The organism is Agrobacterium sp. LY4, assembly GCF_001526585.1.
Classification (GTDB): Bacteria; Pseudomonadota; Alphaproteobacteria; order Rhizobiales; family Rhizobiaceae; genus Agrobacterium; species Agrobacterium leguminum.
The window spans coordinates 20,837-27,740 of sequence record NZ_ASYA01000026.1 but is presented as its reverse complement, the minus strand read 5'-3'; the positions used below and the strand labels follow the sequence as shown (position 1 = coordinate 27,740).

The 6,904-nt window shown below is 51.5% G+C and carries 3 protein-coding genes and 1 pseudogene; 1 reads left to right on the top strand and 3 read right to left on the bottom strand.

Annotation, left to right across the window (positions count from 1 at the left end; translation table 11 throughout):
* Positions 1–25: 25 nt before the first annotated feature.
* Positions 26–3,139 carry a hypothetical protein gene (locus L904_RS19975; RefSeq protein ID WP_155246278.1) on the bottom strand — a complete coding sequence of 1,038 codons (3,114 nt, stop codon included), beginning with the start codon at positions 3,137–3,139 and terminating at the stop codon, positions 26–28.
* Between the two features lie 511 nt (positions 3,140–3,650).
* On the opposite strand from L904_RS19975, the pseudogene L904_RS27255 reads away from it, so the two are divergent.
* Positions 3,651–4,065, top strand: a pseudogene (locus L904_RS27255) (IS3 family transposase); the annotation flags it as partial.
* A gap of 57 nt (positions 4,066–4,122) precedes the next feature.
* Here L904_RS27255 and L904_RS19960 read toward each other — a convergent pair.
* Together L904_RS19960 and L904_RS19950 are read right to left on the bottom strand one after the other, a co-directional pair.
* Positions 4,123–4,755 carry a hypothetical protein gene (locus tag L904_RS19960; protein ID WP_020810843.1) on the bottom strand — a complete coding sequence of 211 codons (633 nt, stop codon included), beginning with the start codon at positions 4,753–4,755 and terminating at the stop codon, positions 4,123–4,125.
* 796 nt (positions 4,756–5,551) lie between these two features.
* The gene (locus tag L904_RS19950; RefSeq protein ID WP_020810845.1) at positions 5,552–6,826 is read right to left on the bottom strand and encodes a YcbK family protein; all 1,275 of its coding nucleotides are present in this window, start codon (positions 6,824–6,826) and stop codon (positions 5,552–5,554) included.
* Between the last annotated feature and the right edge of the window lie 78 nt (positions 6,827–6,904).

The window sequence follows — 6,904 nt, the reverse complement described above, 5'->3', positions numbered from 1 at the left end:
AGCCGGATGAAACTTCAGTGGCAGGTCAAGTATCGTTGCCGTAACCCGCGACGAGCCTATCGGCACCTATCCCGCCGGTCAGCGTGTCATCTCCGACGCCGCCCGTCAGTACATCGTCGCCGGAGCCGCCGTCGAGAACATCGTTTCCAGCATCGCCATGCAACGTATCGCTCTCGGTTCCGCCTTCAATAACGTCGTTCCCTTCGCCGCCATAGAGCAGGTCCGCGCCGGCGCCACCTGACAAAGTATCGTTACCGGCTTCACCGTTGACAACGTCGTTGCCGATTTCGCCTAGCAGCCGGTCGTTGCCTTCTCCGCCATTGAGAACATCGTCACCTATGCCGCCGAGCAGAAGATCGTCACCAGCGCCACCGAACATCTGATCATTGCCAAGATTTCCGTTGAGGATATCATTACCGTTACCGCCATCGATGATGTCATAACCTATACCACCATCGATACTGTCTCGTCCTGCTTCGCCGTACAGACGATCATCACCATCCCCGCCGTCGAGCGTGTCGTCGCCATTGCCGCCGTAAACGAGGTCGTGACCGGCACCTGCAAGAATGGAATCGTCGCCGTTCTCGCCCCACATAACATCATTGCCGTCCATGCCATTCAGGATGTCGTTTCCGTCAAATCCCCAAACCGTATCGTTCCCGCCACCTGCATAAACGGTGTCGTTTCCAGGACTTGCGTAAATGAAATCATTGCCGGCGCCTGAAAACGTCATGTTGCCCGCAGCATCGATAACGACCACATCGCCAAACAGCGTGTCGTCACCGGTTCCCCCCGACAACACGTCATCACCCAGTCCACCTATGACGACATCCGCATCATCGCCGCCATAGAGGCGGTCATTGCCTTCGCCGCCATCGACAAAGTCCGTGTTACCCCCAGCGTGGATGTAATCATTCCCACTCCCACCCGTAATAGTATCCTTGCCGCCTGGGCCGGTGCTTGCGTATGCGGTTTTTCCATCCCACTCCTGATCACCATAGAGCTTGTCGTCGCCGTTCCCGCCTGAAATGCGATCATCACCATTTCCGCCTAAAACGTAATCGTTTCCGTCGCCGCCTATTAGGGTATCATTCCCGTCCTTCCCATGGAGAACATCGTTGCCGCCATTCCCGTGTATTTCGTTATCTCCATTGGACCCGACCAACGTATCCGGTCCATGATTTCCGATGAGTTTGTCATTCTGGCCGTCACGCGCCGAAACGCCGTAACCGCTTGATTGTGCGGTAACGTATGTGGTTTGCGAACCATCGGCATTATATTCAATTTTGATCAGAGGGGGTGGCGGTGGCAGCTTGCGTCCGCCGAACAGGCTGCCGAACAAACCACCCAATATCCCTCCCAAGATAGGGCCCAGCGGCCCCAGAACCGGCGCAAGGGCCGCTCCAAGCGTCTGCCCAATATAGGTAGTGCCAGCAGCGACGGCCGTCTGGATTATGGTTTTATCAAAATCCTTGAAGCCATGGTCAACTAGGTTGCCAAAAAACGTCACAGCAGCAGCCACGGCGGCCCCACCAGCCGGCGTCAATTTCGGCGTTATGAGGATAGTACCCTTGTCAGCGATCATTGCGACGGGGACACTGGAGGCTGCCCAGTCGAACTGTTTTACGACTTCTGTGACCGCATAGCGAATAGACGTGTTAGCGGCCAACTTCGCCCAGTCGCTTCCCTTCATCTCACTACCGCGCAAGGCAGCAACTACCGCAAACTGTATAACGGCGCCCTTGACAGCTTGACCAGCCGACGTATCGAAGAACTTCGCACTGTTTATAACCGGAAGCCCGCCGGTCTTAGTGAAGCCGATTTTATCGCCAGTGAGGCCGAACGTGTCCGCGAGAAAATCGACCCCAAGATTTATGGCCAATTGAATGGCATAGTTTTCAGCAACTTTTTCTAGGTCACCACCCATCACGAGATCAGCGATGATCTGGGGAGCGAAGCTCATAAGATAGCCGGGGACGCTGCCAACCGTATCGGCTAAAGCATCCCTAACAGCTGCTGCACCCTCGAGCGCCATAGGTACATAATCACCTAGTTTAACGCGAGTGCCATCAAGTTGGACAATCTCAACATTTTTGTCGAGAAAATATAGAAAATTGCCATCTTGCTTTTCAATAAACCCGACTTGCGTCGCCGGAAACATGTCACGCAACAGATCAGCATCTTGCCGAGAAATTGTGTGGTCCGCGATTGTGCTTTCGTTATGTACACGTATTCCGCCAGCCACGTACGTATGGGTACCCTCAACCTCGAAATTATAGGTGGACCAATTTCGATCGGCAGTGAGATCGGAATTCTCTTCTTTGCGCAAGATGCGCACATTCCAAATGGACGGCTCTCCGTTGCACATCACAACGGCGGCGCTTCGCTCATCGACATCAAGGAGCTGGCTAAGCGGCACAAATGTGCCATCTTGCCTGAGAAACTCATGTCCAGGGGTTGCTAAGAGGGTATCGCCGTCTAGTCCGTTCTTCAGTTCCACCCACTCGTCAGTTTTATTGCGAAAAAGACGCGTAACCTTTCGTGGCTCAAGTTCACCCATAGCAGCGAATGATGCGACAATATCTCCGACAACTATATCCTCAATCGGCTTCGAGGCACCATCGAACATCAAAATAGGTGTACCTTGGGCAAAGCAATGAAGTGGCCCAATATCTCGCTTAAACCAGTCCCTTATCGCGTCATCTCCGCCTTGCTTTAGCACATATCCTATTATTGAATTCGAATTTTGTGTCCAAAGGGGATTTGCGATAGCATCGTTGAAAATGTCCACAATGTTAAGGAAGTCGTTTTGCGCTGAGCCGACTCCCCACGTTTTAACTACGTAGTAGCCGTTCTCAACGGTCACCATCCTGTGGACGGCACCAGAATGAAAAATATGATTGCTCATCGTGACATTTGAGACGAGGTGAATCTCTGGTCTTAGGAAGTGTATGACTTGGTTGCCGCCAATAAGATTTGATATTTCTCCGTCGTGGATTCGTTGGCTCACGCCTGGAGCAGGATAACGGAGAAGCCCCTCATATATAGTATCGATATTGACATTCGGAGTTTCAATAGAGACAATACGATTTTTTACCATGTATTCATGGTCAATATCAGGAATTGTAAAATTGTCCATCTGTATCTCTTCATAAATTACAAGGATTTAATATTGCATAAAAGTAGAAAATTTTGGACAACTAAGCTAGCGAAAAATATTATTCTAGGAATATTTATCGGTAACTTATTGATTACAAGTGAATTTAAGGAATATATTATATTCTCATTATTTGGAAGCGTTTTTATTTATCTACCTGTATTCGTTGCCTTCTTGGCATTTTATTATTTCAATTGCTACCATGTGAACAGTAATTCTGTAATTTATGCTTTTTTCGCATTTTTTATTCTGTGTATATTCAGTTACCTTGTATTTCTAAGAGAAATCGTTCATTTAAAGCAGCTGTTTGAGGATCCATATTACACGATGATATTACTTTTCCTTATGTCATCGGCTTTTTCGATTATCTTATTCTTGTATGATGTACGGAAGTTTAGCAAATAGCCAAATTAGTTACCTTCGTTTATTTCTCAGCGCCGCCTAAATAGAAAAGATGCCGCCCTCGCCAGAAATGTGGCCGTTTCGCGTGCAGCCAAAGATGAAGAAGCTCAGGCAGCTCGAAGACGAGAATGCGCGGTTGAAGAAGATCGTCGCGGACCTGACCCTTGATCGCGAGATGATTGAGGATGTTATCCGCCGAAAACTCTAAGTCCTGCTCGGAAGCGGCGGATGGTGAGAGGCATGCATCAGGATTGGGATATAGATCCCGCGCGCCTGTGGGGCATTGGACTTTGATCGGCCCATCTATCGCTACACCTCCCGCATTCCCGATTAGGCCGTTCTCGAACGACGCATCCGCGAGATTTGTGAAATGCGCGTGCGTTGTCGCTATCGGCGTACGCAAGTACTACTGGGAGCGCAAGGATTGCGGGACCAACATCAAGCGAATATACCGCATTTACAGGCACTTGGGCCTGCGATTGCGGAACAAGACCCCGAAGCGTAAGCCGCTTTAGCTATGAGCGCGGCGCTATAAATATCAGCTGCTTCCGACTTATTACTGGTCATTGTAATTCCCTTAAAATGCGCCAATCAACGACCCTAATCGGCAAAAGGGCTTCGCCGATGGGATTGGGCGGAAATCCATAAAAGTTCTTGATTGATAAGACAGAATAGACGAATTGCCCTCTGTAACTACAAATACTCAAACGTAATGGCAGAAGAAAAATATTATTACTTTCAATTCTCAATAAATCGCAGTCGAACGACATTTTTAAATTGCTGTTGTATTCGGGAATATCCACAGGCTGCGCTTCGAGATCGCCTATCGCAGAAAGCCCAAAAAGTGCTCGGGTGGGAAACGTGGTCGAGCCCGCTTGGTCTCGGGCGTCGTTATCCATATCCGCCAATACTTGAGACGCAAATCTTTCCGACAGTATAATAGATGCCTCTTCTTGCACGTCACCACAACCGAACGCGTGGTAGAACGTTCTATCAGGCAAACAAAACATTGGTAAAATATCAATTTTTTCATTGAAATGGAGTTTTGGCCTCGCAGTTCTCACCAACTTCAAGACATCCAATTTATTGTATGACGACATATAAATAAAAACCGCAGTAACAAATGCAAAAAATATCAATGTAGCAATAATTAAGAAAAAAATAATAAACTTTATTATTGGATTTCCAATGATCATTCACTTCTATTCCGACTAATTATAAAAATATAAATTTAGTTAGAAATATTATAGATATTATCAACATGCGACAGAGTTATTTACCAAAAGCAACCTAGTCAATATTAAAACAAAAATATCTACGATTTCACCAAATTCAGTTCGAATGTAAAACCAGCTGTAACCCTAACAGGGCACACTAATAAGCATGCAGAGCCTCGCAGCTACTTAATTAGTTCTTCCATCGAAAACCTCCAAATCCACATTGCTTTTCGAACGGTGGCCTAACTAATGATTTCAGTCTTCGGACAGCCGCAGACGACAAGAGATATCGTTTTTCAAGTGCAGGTGCGTCATAACGCTAAGCGCACTCCAACGGGTTCGGAAAATCACGAGGAAGCGAACTTCAGGCAGCGATCAAGCTCTCGTCCACGGGCTACGACTCATGAACTCTTTAAGTCGGCGTACACGCGTCACATGGAAAAGACTACGGCCATCACTCGGCTCCAGAACTATGCTGACACGCTGAGAGAAATCGGTAACACAGGCGCCGACGAAGTCACGAAGTTCAACGAGCTCGTGCGTATCGAGCTTCAAGGTGAGTAATGCTTTGTTTGCCCCCTATTAGTTGAGCACACGAAAGTCTTTCTATTTTTCTACAAGGGAATTCCGGCTTTCGGCGAGTAAAGCAACGCAATAACGCTCACGAATGAGCTTTTGCAGGGTGACGGAGAATCCGCTTTTAAACCCTAGAGAAATCTGCAAGCCAAAGGTTTACGCATTGGGTTCGATGGCCCGATGAAACCCAATCAGGAGATCATTTGCGCGCGGCAGTACGGCGGCAGCGCCAGTTCCAGTCTCTTGGCTCACCCGTGTCCATATGGACCGATTCGGTGTGGCAATAGGTGCCGACGCCACCGCGTTCCGGCAGGGAACGCAGATAGGTGGCAAGCTCCCATTTGGAGACGCCCTTGATCTGGATGTCGGCGGCATCGCAGGTATAATGCTTGGAGCCCTGCCTTATGCCCTTCGGCGGACGATAGCCCGAGGTGACGATCGCCGGGCTGTTGTAGTGGCGCTCCACATCCTTGATCATCCGCACCAGTTCCGGCTTGAAACAGCCGACTTCGACACGGTCCGTCTGCAGGAAAAGCCCGTTCGGGGCGACGCGGGTGAGGCCGGAGAGCGAAGCGAGCTTCATCAGGCCGGTCGGCTGGTCATCCTCCTCATCGAGATGGGCGTCGTCGAATTCGTCGGACATCATCGAGCGGCCGGAAAGGGCGATGCCCATCGTCCCGTCCGAAACTCCGGGCAATGCGGCGACCTGCGTATTGCCGGCCGTGCCGCTTTCAATCATTTTCGGCAGGCGCTTTTTGGCCGCACCGGCGAAAAATGCCGCAAGCGTCACGCCCTTACCCTCGCTTTCATGCCCCTCGCCGGTCGCCCTGGCGTCCACGGCTGGTTGCGCGGCAACGGCCGCGAGTTGTTCCGATGCCGACTGCGGCACGGGTACGGGAACCGGCTGACGATTTTCGCTGTGCTGTTCCGCCGGCGCCTGTGCGGCTGGCGGGACCTGAGCCGGCGCTGCCACCGGTTGCGGCTGCGCCGCCTGCACCGGCGCCGAATAGACGCTGCTGACGGCCGGAACGATTCTCTGGGAAGAAGCGCCCGCAGCAGTGGCCGTGCCCGGCGCCCCTGCGGCACCGGCAGGCGCTGCTGCTGCGGATGCGGTGGAATAAATGCTTGTCGTCCCTGCGGAGATCGCCGTTGGCTGCGTCGTCAATCCGCCGATATCGGGGGCGCCGCCATAGGCCTGCGCCGGGCCGCCCGATGCCTGCGGCTGGGCTGGCGTGGCCGCTCCGGCCGCCGATGCCACGGCCGGATCCACATAATGTCCCTGTTGCGCGCCGGCCGCGGCAGTTGAAGCGGCGGTCTGCGGCTTCTGTTGTGCGGAAATTTCCGGCTTTTTGGTCGCCGCCGCCATCTCATCGTCGGTCACCGCTGAAACGCATCCGGAAAGCCCGAGCAGCGAAACCGCGATGACGAGACGCTGACGGACCAGACGTCCTTTCGCGCTCTCGACAGTTTTCATGGGTGGCCTCCGTATCTTGCATTTCCAACAGCAGCACGGGAACGGGCGCGTGTGCTTCCCCAAAACGGGACTGGCCGT